Origin of the sequence: Pseudomonas sp. WS 5010, assembly GCF_012985565.1 — a bacterium.
In the GTDB taxonomy this organism is placed as follows: Bacteria; Pseudomonadota; Gammaproteobacteria; order Pseudomonadales; family Pseudomonadaceae; genus Aquipseudomonas.
This window is the reverse complement of sequence record NZ_JAAQWQ010000011.1, coordinates 37,183-54,161: the sequence shown is the minus strand read 5'-3', so window position 1 is coordinate 54,161 and position 16,979 is coordinate 37,183. Positions and strand designations below refer to the sequence as shown.

Here is a 16,979-nt window from a genome sequence, read left to right as displayed (position 1 = left end):
GGTGGAACGGATCTACATCGGCATGGGCAGCAACCTCGCAGCCCCGCAGCAGCAATTGCGCAACGCCATCGAGGCGTTGACGCAGTTGCCAAACACCACCTTCGTCGGTGTTTCTGCCTTCTATCAAAGTGATTCCCTGCTTCCTGGCCAGCCGCGCTACACCAACGCGGTGGCGGAGCTGGACAGCACCCTCACGCCACTGGAGCTGCTGGATGCGCTGCAAGCCATCGAGAACGACCAGGGCCGCGAACGCCTTGAACGCTGGGGCCCTCGCACGCTGGACCTGGATATCCTGCTGTTTGGCGATCGCCTGATTGATGAGCCGCGCCTCAAGGTGCCGCACTATCAAATGCATCTGAGAGCGTTTGTGCTGTATCCACTTACCGAACTGGCACCTGCCACTTTGCAACTGCCTGACGGCCGTCTACTCAGTGATCTGCTCGCCGGATGCCCGTTCGTCGGCCTGGAACGCCTGCCTCAATCCCTGTAGGAGCTGGCTTGCCTGCGATGGCATCACCGCAGTCTGCCTGACACTCCGCGGTGATGCCATCGCAGGCAAGCCAGCTCCTACATTGATCCTCAGCGCCAGCCAAAAAGCATTACAGCCTGCTGAATCGCATCAGTAACAGCGGTAACACCTACCTCGTAACAATGCGGTAACACATCCAATTGACTTCCAGAGTCCTCCTCACGACTATAGGCGTCCCGCTGCCGCCAACCCGGCGCTGAAGGGCGCAATCCAGGCCTTATAAGCACTGCTCTGAAGAAAGTGCGCCTGTATAAACGAAGACTCACGCGCGTTACTCGCTGTTTCCAAGCGCCTGAACGAGGACTCTTTTCATGCCAGACATTACCCTGACCACCTTGCAGAGCCTCAAACTCAAGGGTGAAAAAATCGCCATGCTGACCTGCTATGACGCCACCTTCGCCCAGGCCTGCTGCCAGGCCGGCGTCGAGGTGTTACTGGTGGGCGACTCCCTGGGCATGGTTCTTCAAGGGAATGACAGCACCCTCCCCGTCACCACCGATGAACTCGCCTACCACACCGCCAGCGTCAAGCGCGGCAACGAGGGCGCGTTCATCATCGCCGACCTGCCGTTCATGGCGTACGCAACGCTTGAGCAGACCTTCCAGAATGCCGGCAAGCTGATGCAGGCCGGGGCACATATGATCAAGGTGGAAGGTGCCGTATGGCTCGCCGAGTCGATCCGCCTGCTGGCCGAACGCGGCGTGCCGGTGTGTGCGCACATGGGCCTGACACCGCAGTCGGTGAATATCCTCGGTGGCTACAAGGTCCAGGGTCGCAATGAAGCCCAGGCGCGGCAGATGCGCGCCGATGCCATCGCCCTTGAGCAGGCCGGCGCGGCAATGATCCTGCTCGAATGCGTGCCAAGCGAACTGGCCGCAGAAATCACCCAGGCGGTGAAAATCCCGGTCATCGGTATTGGCGCCGGCAGCGCTACCGACGGCCAGGTCCTGGTGTTGCACGATATGCTCGGCCTGAACCTCACCGGCCGCGCACCTAAGTTCGTGAAGAACTTCATGGCGGGCCAGGACAGCATCCACGCCGCGCTGGGTGCCTATGTCGCCGAAGTCAAAGCCGTCACCTTCCCAGGCACCGAACACGGATTCTCTGCATGAACACCGTAAAAACCCTGCGCGAACTGCGGGCCGCGGTCACTCACGCGCGCAGCGCCGGTAAGCGCATCGGCTTCGTGCCAACCATGGGCAACCTGCATGCGGGCCACGCCACGTTGGTGACCCGCGCCGCCGAGCAAGCCGACTTCGTGGTGGCGAGCATTTTCGTCAACCCGCTGCAGTTTGGCGCCGGCGAAGACCTGGACAAGTACCCGCGCACCCTCGCCGCCGACCAGGAAAAGCTGCTGGTGGCGGGCTGCAACCTGCTGTTCGCACCCACGGTCGACGAAATGTACCCAGGCGGCATGACCGTGCAGACCCGGGTCAGCGTGCCACAACTGTCTGAAGGCCTGTGCGGCGCCAGCCGTCCGGGGCACTTCGAGGGTGTGGCGACGGTGGTGAGCAAGTTGTTCAACATGGTCCAGCCTGACCTGGCGGTGTTCGGGCAAAAGGACTACCAGCAACTGGCGGTGATCCGCGCCATGGTGCGCGACCTGAACATGCCGATCCAGATCATTGGCGAACCCACCGTGCGCGCCGAGGACGGCCTGGCGCTGTCCTCGCGCAACGGTTACCTGACGGAAGAACAGCGCGCCATCGCCCCGGTACTGTTCCGCAGCCTTAGTCATATCGCCACTGCCATTGAGAATGGCGACCGCGACTTCGCCAAGCTGCGTGCCGAGCAGGTCCAACACATCGAGGCCGCCGGCCTGCGCATGGATTACCTGGAAGTTCGCCAGGGCCAGCATCTGCGCCCGGCAACCGCCGAGGATCGTGATGTGGTGATCCTGGTCGCCGCGTACCTGGGCGCGACCCGGTTAATCGACAACCTGCACCTCAACCTCAGCGTTTAAGCCTGGCAATCTCCTCATGTGGGGGCGGGCTTGTCGGGTCGCCGCATCGCCGCGATGGCGGACTGTCAGTCGATGTATTTGTCGCTGACCCACCACCATCGCGGGCAAGCCCGCTCCCACATTCGGTTTGTAGCGCCTCCCAGGCCCCGGTATAAAAAAGTACCGGCCTGTGCGCAGACAAAGCCAAGACATATCGACACGCTAGGTTTAATGTAATCGCCCGACGCTAGTGTTGGCGTTGACGCATTCGACCGGAACCCGCCGTTTCTCAGTGCCTGCTTGATAAAAGTCGGACGTTCCGGACATTCAAGTGTCCCAAAAGTAGTCCCAGTAATAAAAAGGAAACCCGCAGCGATGGCGTATTACCGCACTCCTCATGACGTTACCGCTCTGCCCGCCTGGCAAGCGCTCAATCAACACCGCCAAGCCATGCAGGATTTCAGCATGCGCGAAGCGTTCAATGCCGATCCCCAGCGCTTTGGCCAGTTCACCTTGAGCAGCTGCGGACTGTTCCTCGACTACTCGAAAAACCTGATTACGTCTGAAACCCGCGACCTGCTGGTGGGCCTGGCCAACGAAGTCGACCTCAAGGGCGCAATCAAGGCGCTGTTCGACGGCGAGCCGGTCAACTCTTCGGAAGGGCGCCCGGCGCTGCATACCGCATTGCGCCGTCCGGTGGGCGACAAGCTGTCGGTCAACGGCACCAATATCATGCCCGACGTGCACAAGGTGCTGAACCAGATCACCGACCTGGTAGGCCGCATCCACGACGGCCTGTGGCGCGGCTACACCGAGAAGCCGATCACTGACGTGGTCAACATCGGCATCGGTGGTTCGTTCCTCGGCCCGGAGCTGGTCTCTGAAGCACTGTTGTCCTACGCCCATAAAGGCGTGCGCTGCCACTACCTGGCGAATATCGACGGCAGTGAGTTCCACGAACTGACCCAGAAGCTGCGCGCCGAGACCACGCTGTTTATTGTCTCGTCGAAGTCCTTCAACACCCTGGAAACCCTGAAAAACGCCCAGGCCGCCCGCGCCTGGTACCTGGCCCAGGGTGGCTCCGAAGCCGAGCTGTATCGCCACTTCATCGCCGTGTCGAGCAACAACGCGGCAGCCGTGGCCTTCGGTATCCGTGAAGAGAACATCTTCCCGATGTGGGACTGGGTCGGCGGCCGTTACTCGCTGTGGTCGGCCATCGGCTTGCCGATCGCCCTGGCCATTGGCATGTCCAACTTCAAGGAACTGCTGTCGGGTGCCTACACCATGGACCAGCACTTCCAGACCGCGCCGTTCGAGGCAAACATGCCGGTGCTGCTGGGCCTGCTGGGTGTGTGGTACGGCAACTTCTGGGGCGCACAGAGCCACGCGATCCTGCCGTACGACCACTACCTGCGTAACATCACCAAGCACTTGCAACAGTTGGACATGGAATCCAACGGCAAGAGCGTACGCCAGGACGGCACGCCGGTTTCCACCGATACCGGCCCGGTTATCTGGGGCGGCGTGGGTTGCAACGGCCAGCACGCGTACCACCAGTTGCTGCACCAGGGCACCCAGTTGATCCCGGCCGACTTCATTGTGCCGATCGTCAGCTTCAACCCGGTCTCCGACCATCACCAGTGGCTGTATGCCAACTGCCTGTCCCAGAGCCAGGCTTTGATGCTCGGCAAGACCCGCAGCGAAGCCGAAGCCGAGCTGCGTGACAAAGGCATGGCCGAAGACGAAGTGCAGAAACTGGCCCCGCACAAAGTGATCCCGGGCAACCGCCCGAGCAACACCCTGGTGGTCGAGCGGATCAGCCCGCGTCGCCTGGGCGCACTGGTGGCAATGTATGAACACAAGGTGTTCGTGCAGAGCGTTATCTGGGGCATCAACGCCTTTGACCAATGGGGCGTGGAGCTGGGCAAGGAACTGGGCAAGGGCGTCTACAACCGCCTGACAGGCGCCGAGGAAACCTTGGCCGACGATGCCTCGACCCAGGGCTTGATCAACTACTTCCGTGGTCGTCACCGCGGTTGATGTGATCGGCACTACAATCAGGGATTGAACCTGCACAAGCGCCCCCTGTGGGAGCTGGCTTGCCAGCCCCCACAGGGACCAGCCTTGAACTCTTGTATCTATAACAAGAAGAGGGATCCCTAATGTTCGATATCAGCCAGTTTCCCCATGCCGATGCCGTGCGCCGGGCTGCGCAACTCAGTCAAGAGGACTACCAGCGCCTCTATCGGCAGTCCATCGAACACCCCGATATTTTCTGGGCCGAACAGGCCAAGGCGCTGCTCGACTGGATCACGCCCTGGCAAACCGTCCAACACTGCGATATCCACACCGGCGCCGCACAGTGGTTTGCCGGCGGCCAGTTGAACGTCAGCTACAACTGCATTGACCGGCACCTGGCGCAGCGCGCCGACCAGCCGGCCTTTATCTGGGAAGGCGACGATCCTGCAAAATCGTCCAAAATCACCTACCGCCAACTTCATCAAAACGTCAGCCGCCTGGCCAATGTGCTGAAAAGCCGTGGCGTGAAGAAAGGCGACCGGGTGTGTATCTACATGCCGATGATTCCGCAGGCCGCCTACGCAATGCTGGCCTGCACGCGAATTGGCGCGGTGCACTCGGTGGTGTTTGGCGGGTTCTCACCGGATGCCCTACGCGATCGCATTCTGGATGCCGACTGCCGCACGGTGATCACTGCCGACGAAGGTGTACGCGGCGGTAAGCCGGTGGCGCTGAAACAGAATGTCGACAAGGCCCTGGCCAGTTGTCCGAATGTCACGACGGTGCTGGTGGTAGCGCGTACCGGCGCCGCTGTGGCCTGGACCGAGGGGCGCGACCTCAAGTATCAACAGGCGGTGGACGCGGCCAGCGGCGAATGCCCGCCCGAGCCGATGGGCGCCGAAGACCCGCTGTTTATTCTTTATACCTCCGGCAGTACCGGCAAGCCCAAGGGCGTGCTGCACACCACCGGTGGCTATCTGCTGCAAGCGGCAATGACCTTCAAGTACGTGCTCGACTACCGCGAGGGCGAAGTGTTCTGGTGCACTGCCGACGTCGGCTGGGTCACGGGCCATAGCTATATCGTGTACGGGCCACTGGCCAACGGTGCCACCTCCCTGATGTTCGAGGGCGTGCCGAGTTACCCGGACAGCTCGCGCTTCTGGCAAGTGATCGACAAACATCAGGTGAATATTTTCTACACCGCGCCCACCGCCCTGCGGGCCTTGATGCGTGAGGGCCATGGCCCACTGGAGAACACGTCCAGGGCCAGCCTGAGATTGCTCGGCAGTGTCGGCGAGCCGATCAACCCGGAAGCCTGGGAATGGTATTTCAATGCCGTCGGCGAGCAGCGCTGCCCGATTGTCGATACGTGGTGGCAGACCGAGACCGGCTCCATCATGCTCAGCCCGCTGGTCAGCGCCCAGCGCATCAAGCCTGGCTGCGCGACTCAGCCGATGTTTGGGGTGCAGCCGGTATTGCTCGACGAACAGGGCAAGGAAATCAGCGGCGCCGGCAGTGGCGTCCTGGCGATCAAAGCCAGCTGGCCGGGGCAGATCCGCAGTGTGTATGGCGACCCGCAGCGGATGATCGACACCTATTTCAAGCCTTACCCCGGCTACTACTTTACCGGCGACGGCGCGCGGCGCGATGAGGATGGCGACTACTGGATCACCGGGCGCATCGATGACGTGATCAACGTCTCCGGCCATCGCATCGGCACCGCCGAGGTGGAAAGCGCGCTGGTGCTGCACGACAAAGTGGCCGAAGCCGCCGTCGTCGGCTATCCCCATGACCTCAAGGGCCAGGGCATCTATGCGTTTGTCACGCCGATGAATGGCGTCGAGCCCAGCGACGAACTGAAAAAACACCTGCTGGACCTGGTCAGCAAGGAAATCGGGAGTTTCGCCAAGCCCGAGCTGATCCAATGGGCGCCAGCCTTGCCCAAAACCCGCTCAGGCAAGATCATGCGGCGTATCCTGCGCAAGATCGCCTGCAACGAGCTCGACAGCCTGGGCGATACCTCGACCCTGGCCGATCCGAGCGTGGTCGACGGCTTGATCGACAAGCGCCTGAACCGATAGGAACCCTCAAGCCACATGGAATTTCTGCGCAACCGTATCGAATCCCAGTTGATGAGCCTCACGGGCCTGTCCCTGGGCAACCTGGACCTGGAAAGCCCCAAGGGCGATCCGGGGCTGTTCGGGCCGGACTCGGTGAGTTGGAAGGTCCATGGTGACTTCAGCAGCATGCTGATCGGCGGCATCAGCGCCTTGATGCTGCAAGCGCTACACCCCTTGGCGCTAGCCGGCGTGTGGGACCATTCCAACTTTCGCCAGGACATGCTCGGGCGCTTGCGCCGTACGTCGCAGTTTATTTCCGGCACCACCTTTGGCTCGCGCCGCGATGCCGAGTGGCTGATCGAAAAAGTGCGCACCATCCACCTGCAGGTGGTCGGGCACGCGCCGGATGGGCGTCCCTATGCCGCCAGTGATCCGCAATTGCTGACCTGGGTCCACGTCGCCGAAGTCAGCAGCTTTCTGGCGGCGCACCTGCGCTACAAAAACCCGGGGTTATCACTTCGGGACCAGGACCGCTACTACAGCGAGATAGCCCTGGTCGCCGAACAACTGGGGGCTCGGCATGTGCCGCGTTCAAGGCAGGAAATATCTGATTATCTGCAACGTATTCGCCCACAACTGTTGTGTGACGAACGCAGCCGCGAAGTACTGCGCCTGTTGCTCGATGCCCCGGCTCCCAGCGCGTTGGCCAAGCCGTTCGGGGCGCTGATGATGCAAGCCGGCATCGACCTGCTGCCGGACTGGGCGGGTGACATGCTGGGGCAGCAGCAAAGCCCGCTGCAACGCCAGTTGATCCGCGCCGGGGTCAGGCGTAGCGCGCCGCTGCTACGCTGGGCGATGCGCAATGGCTCGGTGCAACGCGCCCACAGGCGGATGGGCCTGCTGTAACGACACACCCTGTGGGAGCTGGCTTGCCAGCGATAGCGATTCCTGCTCCACCGCCATCGCTGGCAAGCCGGCGCCCACAGGAGCTGTTAAACTTGCGCGCTTCAATTCCCCAGCAAGGCGCGCTCCATGTCGTCCCTGAATCAGGCGCTGCGCGCCGCCCTCGATCACCGCCAAGACCTGCTCGCCGAGCTGCATGCCCAAGGCACCGATTGCTATCGGTTGTTCCATGGCAGCCAGGAAGGTGCCGGTGGCTTGACCATCGACCGCTACGGCCCGCAATTGATGGTGCAGAGCTTTCACCAATCGCTAGATAGCGATGCGCTGCTGCAGTTGCACCTGATGATCAACCAGTACCTGGGGCTGGAACTGCTGCTGGTCTATAACGACCGCTCCCGAGGCAACTCGCGTATCGACCGCGAAGACACGGTGTACCGCGCCGAACCCGCAGCCCTGGAAGATCTGGTCGGCCATGAATGGGGCCTGAACTATCGCGTGCGCGGTCGCCACTCCGGGCAGGATCCGCTGCTGTTCCTGGACCTGCGCAACACCCGCGGCTGGGTCAAGGCGCACAGTGCCGGCAAAAGCGTGTTGAACCTATTTGCCTACACCTGCGGCGTCGGCCTCAGCGCAGCGGCCGGTGGGGCCCGCGAGGTGTGCAACCTGGACTTTGCCGAGGGCAACCTGGCGGTCGGTCGCGAAAACGGCGAGTTGAACCCGCAACTGCCAGCCATGACGTTTGTACAGTCCGATTACTTCCCGGCAATCCGCCAGTTGGCCGGGCTGCCGATCACCCAGCGTCGCGGGCAAAAACTGCCAAGCTACCCACGCCTGGAGCAACGGCAATATGACCTGGTGCTGCTCGACCCACCGGCGTGGGCCAAGAGCGCCTTTGGCACCGTGGACCTGCTGCGCGACTACCAAAGCCTGCTCAAGCCCGCACTGCTGGCCACCGCAGACAATGGCGTGCTGATCTGCTGCAACAACCTGGCAAAAGTCAGCATGGATGATTGGCGCGAGCAGGTCTTGCGTTGCGCTGAAAAGGCCGGCAGGCCGGTACTCGACTGGAAAGTGATGACGCCCGGCGCTGACTTTCCCTCACAAGACCAGCAGCCTCCTCTGAAGACCCTGATCCTGCAGCTGTAGGATTGCCCTGAAAGGCCTGGACTGGCGTAATAAAGGCTCGGTTCTTCGGAACCGTAAACCCGTGCCATACTCCAAGGCACTCTTGATCGACATAGATGGCGTCACCCATGCCCAAAGGATTGATTCGCGCCGCAGGCGCCTTGCTGACCGCCCTTGCACTCTACAGCTTGCTGGGCTTTTTGATTTTGCCCGGTATTGCGCTTCGCGTGGCCAACCAACAGTTGGCCAACTACGCCACCGTGCCGGCCCGTATCGAGCGTATCGAACTCAACCCGTTCAGCCTGGAGCTAACCCTCTGGGGCCTGAAAATCGGTGAGCCGGGCAAGGAACAGGTGGGCTTTGATCGCCTCTACGCCAACCTGCAGATCGACAGCCTCTGGACTCGCGCCCTGCACTTGGCCGATGTGCAGTTGGACAAGCCGAAGACCGAAATCCTCTTCGACAAAGCCGGTACGCTCAACCTGGCGCAACTGTTCAAGTTGCCGCCTAGCGAACCGACGCCCGATGACCCCGAGAGCAAACCGTTCCCGCTGCGTATCGAGCGCATCAAGCTGGCGGGTGGCTACGTGCACTTCGAAGACGTGCGCCCCAGCGAACCTATCGAGTTTCTCTACGACAAACTCGACTTCGAACTGAAAAACCTCAGCACCCTGCCCGAAGACAACGCCGACATGACCCTGGTCGCCGCCGGCCCCGAGGGCGGGCAGATCGACTGGACCGGTAATTTCAGCCTGGTGCCGATCGCCTCCGAGGGTAAGCTCAAGGTCACGGATGGCAAGATGAAAGTCTGGTGGCCCTATGTACGGGACGCCGTGCCCCTGGTCCTGGAAGACGGCATCCTCAACTTCAGCACCGACTACAAGCTGAACCTGGCCAAAGAAACCGAACTGAACCTGACCAACGTCTCCGCGAGCATCGCGCCCTTTGCGATCAAGGCCCCGGATGGCCGGCCACTGGCGCGCCTGGAGCGCCTGGATGTCAGCGAAACCTCGATCGACCTGGCCAAGCAGCAAGTGATCGTGGGCAAGATCCGCAGTAACAAGCTCGAAACCTGGGCCGCCCGCGAAGCCGACGGCCAACTGGACTGGCAGAAACTGTTCGCCAGCCAGCCGAGCAAGCCGGCCACCCAGCCTGAGCCAGCAAGCGCTCCCGCCACGGCCGACTCGCCAAAACCCGAACCGACAGCACCGAGCAAGCCTTGGCAAGTGCTGCTCAAGGATGTGCAACTGCGCAACTACCAGGTGCATCTGGCTGATCGCCAGGTAAAACCTGCGGTAGCACTGGAGCTGGGCCCGCTGAATGTCGATGTACAAGATTTCGACAGCCTCAATCAAAGCCCCTTCACGCTGAAGATCGACAGTGGCCTGGGCAAGCAGGGCAAGATCCAGGCGAGCGGCCAGGTCAACCTGAACCCGGTCAGCGCCAAGCTGAAGGTCGACACCAAGGATATCGACCTGCGGGTTGCCCAGTCCTATATCAGCCCCTTTATCCGCCTGGAACTGCGTAGCGGCATGCTCGGCAGCAACCTGGACGTGAACCTCAAGAGTACCGAGCCCCTTGCGCTGCAGATCACCGGCCGCGCGCAAGTGGACCAACTGCACACCCTCGATACTCTCAAGACCCGTGACTTCCTCAAGTGGCAGCGCCTGGTGGTCGAGGGCTTGAACTACCAGCACGGCAATAGCCTGTCGATCGACAAGATCAACCTGCTGCAACCCTATGCGCGTTTTATGATCAACGATGACCGCACCACCAACGTCGATGACCTGCTGATCCCACAGCCGGCCGACAGCGGTGCCAAATCGACGGCCAAGTCCAGCGCGAGCAACGAGAAGCCCCTGGGCATCCGTATCGGCCAGATCGCGATCAATGATGGCTCGGCCAACTTTGCCGACTTCAGCCTGACACCGAACTTCGCCACGGCGATCCAGCAACTCAATGGCCAGATCGGCACCATCGACAGCCGCCAGGCCAAGCCGGCCAGCGTCGATATCAAGGGCAAGGTCGATCGCTATGCGCCGGTAACCATCAAGGGCAGCGTGAACCCGTTTGACCCGATGGCCGCACTGGATATCGCCACCAGCTTCAAACGCGTCGAACTGACCACCCTGACACCTTACTCGGGCAAGTTTGCCGGGTTCCGTATCCGCAAGGGCCGGCTCAACCTGGACCTGCACTACGTGATCACCAAAGGCCAGCTGAAGGCCGAGAACAAGGTAGTGGTGGAGCAACTGCAACTGGGCGAGAAAGTCGACAGTGCGGACGCGGTGGACCTGCCGATTCGCCTGGCGATTGCCCTGCTCAAGGACACCGACGGCAAGATTTCCATCGAATTGCCGGTGACCGGCGACTTGAACAACCCGCAATTCAGCGTGATGCCGATTGTCTGGCAAACCCTGCGCAACCTGGTGGTACGCGCGGCGACGGCGCCGTTCAAGTTCATTGGCGGGCTGGTGACGGGTGGCGGTTCGCAAGACCTGGGCAATGTGTCGTTCGCCGCAGGCTCCAGCGCCCTGAACAAGGACGCCGAGTCGGCCCTAGACAGCCTCGCCAAGGCCCTCAAGGAGCGCCCTGCCCTGCGCCTGGAGATCGAAGGCACCGCGGCAGCCAGCAGCGACGGCCCGTTCTTGGCTGCCGAGCGGCTTGAGCGCGAGTATCAGTACAACTACTACAAGATACTCCAGCGCCGTGGCGATAAAGTCCCGGCCCAGGCGTCGTTGCTCGAAGTACCGGAAAAGGAAAAAGCCCCGCTGCTCGAAGGCATCTACCGCACTCGCTTGAAGCAACAGCCACCGGCCGAGTGGAAAAACCTGGGTAGCGATGAGCGCTCGTCGAAGCTGCGTGACGGCGTGATCAAGTTCTGGAGCGCCAGTGACGTGCTGCTACGCCAACTGGGCCAGGACCGCGCCAGCACGATCAAAGACTATCTGGTCGACAAGGGCCAGCTGGAAGATGACCGGGTGTACTTCATTGATGCCAACCTTGGGCAGGCAGAGAAAGATGGCCGGGTTGTTACGCCAATGCACCTGGATGCCGAGTAACTACCGGGCACCATAAGTGCAAAGTGTGGGGGCTGGCTTGCCTGCGATGGCGGTGGGTCAGCCAGCCTGCTTACTACTGATACGCCGTCATCGCAGGCAAGCCAGCTCCCACATTTGATCTCCAAAATCGGCAAATATGTATTCCCCGCCACAATAAAACGGGCCCCGACACAAGTGCCGGGGCCCGTAGTGACCACATCCCTGTGGTCGGTCGCATGAACCTGTAAGGTGCATTGAGCGGATATCTGCCTCGCTCGTGGCCGCCTGGGTCCAGTCGAATGGTTACACGTTACTCTGCTTTCAGGCCGTCGGCCGATACAGCTTTAACGCCTTTGATTTTCTTGGTGATATTCACCGCAGTAGTTTTCTGCGCTTCAGTCACAGCGACCGAAGAGGACAGGGAAACCACGCCCTTGTTGGTTTCGACTTTAATGTCGGTACCAGGAATGCCTTTCTCGGTTACCAGGTCAGCTTTCACTTTGGTAGTGATCCAGGTATCCGAAGTGGACTCTTTGGCGCCTGCTGCTGCGCTTTTGGTTTTGTCGATGTTGTCTGCCTTGGTGGCGCCGCCAGCCAGCAGGCCGTCAGCAGAAACCGCGGTTACACCTTTGATTTTCTTGGTGATCGCTACAGCGGTTGCTTTCTGCGAATCCGAAATGGCTACAGTCGACGACAGGGAAACCACACCTTTGTTGGTTTCAACCTTGATGTCCGAACCAGGAATACCTTTTTCAGTCAGCAGATCAGATTTAACTTTGGTGGTGATCCAAGTATCCGAAACGCTTTCTTTCGCTTTGGTGGCTTCACCAGCCGCCAGAGTCATTGGAGCTTGGGAAGTTTGGGCAAAGGCCACGTTAGCACCCATGGCCAGGGTCAGAGCGGTAGCAGTAGCGAGAGCGAACTTCTTCATACGAGTAACTCCTGTTTTATTGAAAGTCTGCAGCGTGTGAACCTTCATACTGCAGCGTTAACAGGAATAGTGCAGACAGTGTGCCAAGTCCAAAAATTTAAATAAACCCTTATAAATCAATAGCTTATATAAATGCTGTTTTTTCGAAATCGTGCAACTTGCATGAAGCCCGTCGTGCCTGCATGCAAGTTGCGGCTTTTGTCCTGGGCTAAACGGCTGATTTACCTTCACTTTCCCGCAGTCCAAAAAAAAGGACTCCGAAGAGTCCTCTTTTTCAGCGTGAAGCCTGGGAGTGATTAAACGCCCGAAGCCTTGGCTGCTGCTACGTCCTTGATGGACAGTTTGATACGGCCGCGGTTGTCCACGTCCAGTACCAGCACTTCCACTTCCTGGCCTTCTTTGAGGATGTCGGTCACTTTCTCAACGCGAGCATCGCTCAGCATGGAGATGTGAACCAGACCGTCCTTGCCAGGCAGGATGTTGACGAATGCGCCGAAGTCGACGATGCGCTCGACCTTACCGACGTAGATCTTGCCGATCTCGGCTTCTGCGGTGATACCCAGGACGCGCTGACGTGCAGCTTCAGCCGCTTCCTTGGTTTCGCCGAAGATCTTGATCGAACCGTCGTCTTCGATATCGATCGAGGCCTTGGTTTCTTCACAGATCGCACGGATGGTCGCGCCGCCTTTACCGATGACATCACGGATTTTGTCGGTGTCGATTTTCATCGCGATCATGGTCGGAGCATTTTCCGACAGTTCGGTGCGGGACTGGCCAATGATCTGGTTCATCTGGCCGAGGATGTTCAGGCGCGCTTCCAGGGCTTGGCCCAGAGCGATTTCCATGATTTCTTCGGTGATGCCCTTGATCTTGATGTCCATCTGCAGCGCGGTAACACCTTTGGCGGTACCGGCTACTTTGAAGTCCATGTCGCCCAGGTGGTCTTCGTCACCCAGGATGTCGGTCAGGATGGCGAACTTCTCGCCTTCTTTAACCAGGCCCATGGCGATACCGGCAACCGGTGCCTTCATCGGAACGCCGGCGTCCATCAGAGCCAGGGAAGCACCGCAGACCGAAGCCATGGAGCTGGAACCGTTGGACTCGGTGATTTCCGACACAACACGAATGGTGTACGGGAACACGTCGGCGGCAGGCAGCATGGCTGCAATCGAACGACGGGCCAGGCGGCCGTGACCGATTTCGCGGCGACCAGCACCACCCATGCGACCACACTCACCTACCGAGAACGGAGGGAAGTTGTAGTGCAGCATGAACGGGTCTTTTTTCTCGCCTTCCAGGGTGTCCAGCAGCTGTGCGTCACGGGCAGTACCCAGAGTCGCGACTACCAGGGCCTGGGTTTCACCACGGGTGAACAGGGCCGAACCGTGGGTCTTCGGCAGAACGCCGACTTCGATGTTCAGCGGACGTACGGTGCGGGTGTCGCGACCGTCAATACGTGGCTTGCCGTTAACGATATTTTCGCGAACGGTGCGGTATTCGATTTCGCCGAAGGCTGCTTTGACTTCGCTGGAAGAAGGCTGGCCTTCTTCACCGGACAGCTTGGCAACAACCTGGTCCTTCAGTTCACCCAGGCGAGCGTAACGGTCGGCCTTGATGGTGATGGTGTAGGCGTCGGAGATCGCAGCACCGAACTCGGAGCGAATAGTGCCCAGCAGTGCGGTGGCTTCAGGCGCAGGAGCCCAGGTCCAGGTTGGCTTGGCAGCTTCAGCAGCCAGTTCTTTAACAGCGTTGATCACAACCTGGAACTCGTCGTGAGCAAACAGTACAGCGCCCAGCATCTGGTCTTCGGTCAGCTCTTTGGCTTCCGATTCAACCATCAACACGGCTTCCGAAGTACCGGCAACGACCATGTCCAGGCTCGAAGCTTTCTGTTGTTCGTAAGTCGGGTTCAGCAGGTAGCCGGTGCTTTCGTGGAACGCAACACGGGCTGCGCCGATCGGGCCATCGAAAGGAATACCGGAGATGGCCAGGGCAGCCGAGGTGCCGATCATCGCAGCGATGTCCGGATCGGTCTTCTTGCTGGTGGAAACGACGGTGCAGACAACCTGCACTTCGTTCATGAAGCCTTCTGGGAACAGCGGACGGATCGGACGGTCGATCAGTCGGGAAGTCAGGGTTTCTTTCTCGGAAGGACGGCCTTCACGCTTGAAGAAACCACCAGGGATCTTACCGGCAGCGTAAGTCTTTTCCTGGTAGTGAACGGAAAGAGGGAAGAAGCCTTTGCTTGGGTCAGCGGTCTTTGCGCCTACAACGGTCACCAGTACGGTAACGTCGTCGTCAACGGTGACCAGCACTGCGCCGGAGGCTTGACGGGCAATACGGCCTGTCTCGAGGGTAACGGTCGACTGACCGAACTGGAATTTTTTGATAACCGGGTTCACGGTGTCCTACCTTCTTTGTGGCTCTTGGGGAACTTGTCTTCTTGCGAAATTCTTGGGCAACGTCGGGAGTCGGCCCAACGCCTGTCCAGGGTAAAACGTGTATCCAGATAAAACTTGAGGCTGGAAGCCTGCCATGGGCCAGCGGGAAACCCACTGACACACGACAGCCAACCAACCTCTAGCGCAATCGCTGATTAGCGACGCAGACCCAGGCGACCGATCAGAGTCTGATAACGACCCAGATCCTTGCCTTTCAGGTAGTCCAGCAGCTTACGACGCTGGTTTACCATGCGGATCAGACCACGACGGGAGTGGTGATCTTTACCGTTGGCCTTGAAGTGACCTTGCAGCTTGTTGATGTTGTGGGTCAGCAGTGCAACTTGCACTTCTGGCGAACCAGTGTCACCAACAGCTTGCTGATAGTCAGCTACGATTTGTGCTTTTTCTTGAACGTCGAGAGCCATGAGGCAATCCTTTTTTCAGGAAACCACCCAAAGGGCAGTTTCAACAGGCCAGGGACAAATCCCTGTATCTAAAAATGAGTAGTGACCGTGCCTGTTAACAGCCACCCTCGTTCCAGCTTGCGTAAAAACTACTGCGCTTTTACCACAAACTGGTTCCGGTCATTCTGACCGAATCAGTCGACGCGGCGCGATGCGCCCGTCTTCGCTCACTTCACCGATACCGATAAAGCGACCGTTGTGATCTTGTACCCGCACCATGCCGAACTTCGGGGCATCCGGTGCACGTACTGGCTGGCCATTGAGCCAGTAGAACGCGCTGTGCTCCGAAAAGTGCAGCAATGGCCAATCCAGCAAGCCGCTGTCCGATGGCATCAGGAAGCGATCAACTGCTTCATTGCCGCCTTCGGCATGCACGGCTTCCAACTCTTCCAGCGTGACCGTCTGGGCCAGGGTAAAAGGGCCAGCCTGGGTACGTCGCAGTTCTGCAACGTACGCGCCGCAACCGAGCTTTTCACCGATATCTTCCACCAGGGTACGGATATAGGTGCCTTTGCTGCAGTCCACGGCCAAGCGGGCAGTCTCGCCTTCACAGGCAAGCAATTCCAAGCGCGCAATAGTAACAGAACGCGGTTCGCGCTCCACTACTTCGCCCGCACGTGCCAGCTTGTAAAGAGGCTGGCCATCACGCTTGAGAGCCGAGTACATCGGCGGTATCTGACTGATTTGCCCACGAAAAGCGGGTAAAGCGGCCTCGATATCTGCACGACCAACGGTCACGTCGCGAACCTGCAGAACATCACCTTCGGCGTCAGCCGTGGTGGTGGTCTTGCCCAGTTGCATCAGGGTTTCATAACCCTTGTCTGAATCGAGCAGGTATTGCGAGAACTTGGTGGCCTCGCCAAAGCATAATGGCAATACGCCAGTAGCCAAGGGGTCGAGGCTGCCGGTGTGCCCGGCCTTCTCGGCATTGAGCAGCCAGCGGACCTTCTGCAAAGCGGCATTGGAGGTAAAGCCAATGGGCTTGTCGAGCAGGATGATGCCACTGACGTTACGACGGATACGCTTGACCTGAGCCACCGCTTACTCCTTGGCGTCTTCAGGTGTGGACGGATGCTGATTGTCTTCAGCCACGGCACGCTCGATCAGGGCCGACAGGTGCGCACCACGCACGACACTTTCGTCGTAGTGGAAGTGCAACTGGGGCACGCTGCGCAGCTTCATCTCACGGGCCAACTGCATGCGCAGGAAGCCTGCGGCAGAGTTGAGCACCTTGATGCTTTGCGCGATCTCTTCGCTGTTGTCCTGGCCCATCACGGTGATGAAGATCTTCGCGTGACCAACGTCACGGCTCACTTCAACAGCGGTAATGGTGACCAGGCCAACGCGCGGGTCTTTGACTTCGCGACGGATCAGTTGGGCCAGCTCGCGCTGCATCTGATCGCCGATACGTTGGGTACGGCTGTATTCTTTTGCCATGTCTTGTTACCTGTTACTGCCACACGGTGAAACCCGTGGGGTCTGAAAGCGGCAAACGCCCGGCCTGACAAAAGCCAGACCGGGCGT

13 protein-coding genes are annotated in these 16,979 nt (G+C 59.8%); 8 read left to right on the top strand and 5 right to left on the bottom strand.

Features of this window, described 5'->3' with window-relative positions; genetic code table 11:
• The first annotated feature begins 1 nt into the window (after position 1).
• The 8 genes from folK to HBO11_RS26670 all read left to right on the top strand — a co-directional run bounded on the left by folK (position 2) and on the right by HBO11_RS26670 (position 11,640).
• Positions 2-490: a 2-amino-4-hydroxy-6-hydroxymethyldihydropteridine diphosphokinase gene (folK, locus tag HBO11_RS26705; protein ID WP_169955069.1), complete on the top strand. Its 489-nt coding sequence runs from the start codon at positions 2-4 to the stop codon at positions 488-490.
• Positions 491-840: 350 nt separating this feature from the next.
• Entirely contained in the window at positions 841-1,641 is an 801-nt protein-coding gene (gene panB, locus HBO11_RS26700; protein ID WP_169955070.1) for a 3-methyl-2-oxobutanoate hydroxymethyltransferase, read from the top strand.
• Positions 1,638-2,492, top strand: a complete 855-nt coding sequence (panC, locus tag HBO11_RS26695) for a pantoate--beta-alanine ligase (RefSeq protein ID WP_169955071.1) — start codon at positions 1,638-1,640, stop codon at positions 2,490-2,492. Before panB ends, panC begins: the two co-directional genes overlap by 4 nt.
• A gap of 354 nt (positions 2,493-2,846) precedes the next feature.
• Positions 2,847-4,511, top strand: a complete 1,665-nt coding sequence (gene pgi, locus HBO11_RS26690; RefSeq protein ID WP_169955072.1) for a glucose-6-phosphate isomerase — start codon at positions 2,847-2,849, stop codon at positions 4,509-4,511.
• A gap of 122 nt (positions 4,512-4,633) precedes the next feature.
• Positions 4,634-6,571: an acetate--CoA ligase gene (gene acs / locus HBO11_RS26685; protein WP_169955073.1), complete on the top strand. Its 1,938-nt coding sequence runs from the start codon at positions 4,634-4,636 to the stop codon at positions 6,569-6,571.
• A gap of 15 nt (positions 6,572-6,586) precedes the next feature.
• Positions 6,587-7,456 (top strand): oxygenase MpaB family protein, encoded by an 870-nt coding sequence (locus HBO11_RS26680; protein WP_169955074.1) that lies wholly within the window; start codon positions 6,587-6,589, stop codon positions 7,454-7,456.
• 126 nt (positions 7,457-7,582) lie between these two features.
• Entirely contained in the window at positions 7,583-8,599 is a 1,017-nt protein-coding gene (locus HBO11_RS26675; protein WP_169955075.1) for a class I SAM-dependent methyltransferase, read from the top strand.
• A 107-nt stretch (positions 8,600-8,706) separates the two neighbouring features.
• On the top strand, positions 8,707-11,640 hold the full coding sequence (locus HBO11_RS26670; protein ID WP_169955076.1) for a DUF748 domain-containing protein: 2,934 nt from the start codon (positions 8,707-8,709) through the stop codon (positions 11,638-11,640).
• A gap of 289 nt (positions 11,641-11,929) precedes the next feature.
• Here HBO11_RS26670 and HBO11_RS26665 read toward each other — a convergent pair whose 3' ends face one another.
• The 5 genes from HBO11_RS26665 to rbfA form a co-directional block, all read right to left on the bottom strand.
• Positions 11,930-12,550: a BON domain-containing protein gene (locus HBO11_RS26665; protein WP_029298967.1), complete on the bottom strand. Its 621-nt coding sequence runs from the start codon at positions 12,548-12,550 to the stop codon at positions 11,930-11,932.
• A gap of 296 nt (positions 12,551-12,846) precedes the next feature.
• The gene (gene pnp, locus HBO11_RS26660) at positions 12,847-14,952 is read right to left on the bottom strand and encodes a polyribonucleotide nucleotidyltransferase (RefSeq protein ID WP_169955077.1); all 2,106 of its coding nucleotides are present in this window, start codon (positions 14,950-14,952) and stop codon (positions 12,847-12,849) included.
• 194 nt (positions 14,953-15,146) lie between these two features.
• On the bottom strand, positions 15,147-15,416 hold the full coding sequence (gene rpsO / locus HBO11_RS26655; protein WP_003177875.1) for a 30S ribosomal protein S15: 270 nt from the start codon (positions 15,414-15,416) through the stop codon (positions 15,147-15,149).
• Positions 15,417-15,575: 159 nt separating this feature from the next.
• On the bottom strand, positions 15,576-16,493 hold the full coding sequence (gene truB, locus HBO11_RS26650; RefSeq protein ID WP_169955078.1) for a tRNA pseudouridine(55) synthase TruB: 918 nt from the start codon (positions 16,491-16,493) through the stop codon (positions 15,576-15,578).
• A 3-nt stretch (positions 16,494-16,496) separates the two neighbouring features.
• Positions 16,497-16,892 carry a 30S ribosome-binding factor RbfA gene (gene rbfA / locus HBO11_RS26645; protein WP_029298974.1) on the bottom strand — a complete coding sequence of 132 codons (396 nt, stop codon included), beginning with the start codon at positions 16,890-16,892 and terminating at the stop codon, positions 16,497-16,499.
• Positions 16,893-16,979: the final 87 nt, after the last annotated feature.

Coding starts and splice junctions, on each gene's coding strand:
- panB (WP_169955070.1), top strand. CDS start 841: ATGCCAGACATTACCCTGACCACCTTGCAGAGCCTCAAACTCAAGGGT.
- panC (WP_169955071.1), top strand. CDS start 1,638: ATGAACACCGTAAAAACCCTGCGCGAACTGCGGGCCGCGGTCACTCAC.
- pgi (WP_169955072.1), top strand. CDS start 2,847: ATGGCGTATTACCGCACTCCTCATGACGTTACCGCTCTGCCCGCCTGG.
- acs (WP_169955073.1), top strand. CDS start 4,634: ATGTTCGATATCAGCCAGTTTCCCCATGCCGATGCCGTGCGCCGGGCT.
- HBO11_RS26680 (WP_169955074.1), top strand. CDS start 6,587: ATGGAATTTCTGCGCAACCGTATCGAATCCCAGTTGATGAGCCTCACG.
- HBO11_RS26675 (WP_169955075.1), top strand. CDS start 7,583: ATGTCGTCCCTGAATCAGGCGCTGCGCGCCGCCCTCGATCACCGCCAA.
- HBO11_RS26670 (WP_169955076.1), top strand. CDS start 8,707: ATGCCCAAAGGATTGATTCGCGCCGCAGGCGCCTTGCTGACCGCCCTT.
- HBO11_RS26665 (WP_029298967.1), bottom strand. CDS start 12,550: ATGAAGAAGTTCGCTCTCGCTACTGCTACCGCTCTGACCCTGGCCATG.
- rpsO (WP_003177875.1), bottom strand. CDS start 15,416: ATGGCTCTCGACGTTCAAGAAAAAGCACAAATCGTAGCTGACTATCAG.
- rbfA (WP_029298974.1), bottom strand. CDS start 16,892: ATGGCAAAAGAATACAGCCGTACCCAACGTATCGGCGATCAGATGCAG.